Here is a 1,181-nt window from a genome sequence, read left to right as displayed (position 1 = left end):
ATTCGTCCCTCGCTCAGGTCGAGGTCGACGCCGACACCGCGCGCAAGGTGTTCCGTCTCATCGATGCGCTCGAAGACAGCGACGACGTGCAGAACGTCTACACGAACTTCGACATGAGCCCCGAGGTCGCGGCCGAACTCGAGAACGACGAGTAAGGGCGCGCCCTTCGCCGGAACACGGCCCTCGCGCTTAGCGTGGGGGCCGTGTCTCGTTCTCTGCGTGTCCTCGGCATCGACCCGGGTCTGACGCGCTGCGGCATCGGCGTGGTCGACGTGTCGCCCGACCGCACGGCATCCCTCGTTCACGTCGGGGTGGTCCGCTCGGCCGTCACGGATCCGATCGAGAAGCGCCTCGCGACGATCGCGGCCGGCATCCGCTCGGTCCTCGCCGCGCACGATCCGCACGTGGTCGCGGTCGAGCGCGTGTTCGCGCAGAACAACCGGCACTCGGTGATGGGCACCGCGCAGGCGAGCGGCATCGCTCTGCTCCTCGCGGCCGAGCACGGCATCCCCGCCGCCACGCACACGCCCAGCGAGGTCAAGGCCGCGATCACCGGCTACGGCTCCGCCGACAAGCTGCAGGTGCAGACGATGGTCGCGCGCGTGCTCCGGCTCGACGCGCTCCCACAACCGGCCGACGCCGCGGACGCGCTCGCTCTCGCCCTGTGCCACGCCTGGCGCGGGGGAGCGGCGACGGTCCCGACCGGAGGCGCACTCACTCCCGCACAGAAAGCGTGGCGGGATGCCGAGAAGCGGCAGCCATCCACAGGGACGCGTGTCGCTCGAACAAAGGTCCGAACCGGCGCGTAGGCTCGTCGCATGATCTCTTCGCTGCAGGGTGTCGCCGCGCACGTCGGCGACGATGCGCTCGTCGTGGTCGTCGGGGGAGTGGAGCTCGATCCGTTCATCGTCACCTTGGCGATGCTGATCCTGCTCCGCGGCATCACGCTCGGCGTGAGCCAGGGCAAGACCCTCGCCGGTCTCCCCGAGGCGTTCCGTTACGTCGGCTCGGCCCGCTGGGCCGGCATCCCCGCCGCGATCTGGATCACCGGCATCCTGTTCCTCGTCGCCGGGCTCGTCCTCCGCTACACCGCCTGGGGTCGTGCGCTCTACGCGATCGGCGGAAACGCGGACGCGGCGCGGGCCGCCGGCATCCGAGTGGATGCCGTGCTCATCACCGCT

At 70.4% G+C, this 1,181-nt stretch carries 3 protein-coding genes; all 3 read left to right on the top strand.

The genetic code is table 11. The features are described 5' to 3' along the window. Positions 1–155, top strand: a 155-nt coding sequence (locus tag I5G_RS21720; RefSeq protein ID WP_036327445.1) for a YebC/PmpR family DNA-binding transcriptional regulator, incomplete at its 5' end; no start/stop codon positions are given. Positions 156–203: 48 nt separating this feature from the next. Continuing rightward, on the top strand, positions 204–809 hold the full coding sequence (gene ruvC, locus I5G_RS09850; RefSeq protein ID WP_026095820.1) for a crossover junction endodeoxyribonuclease RuvC: 606 nt from the start codon (positions 204–206) through the stop codon (positions 807–809). 9 nt (positions 810–818) lie between these two features. Beyond that, the coding region (locus I5G_RS09845) for a hypothetical protein (protein WP_026095819.1) at positions 819–1,181 on the top strand (363 nt) is incomplete at its 3' end.

Origin of the sequence: Microbacterium sp. B19 (assembly GCF_000333395.1) — a bacterium.
GTDB lineage: Bacteria > Actinomycetota > Actinomycetes > Actinomycetales > Microbacteriaceae > Microbacterium.
Note: the sequence above shows the minus strand (reverse complement) of the source record. Positions and strands in the feature narration are given on the sequence as shown.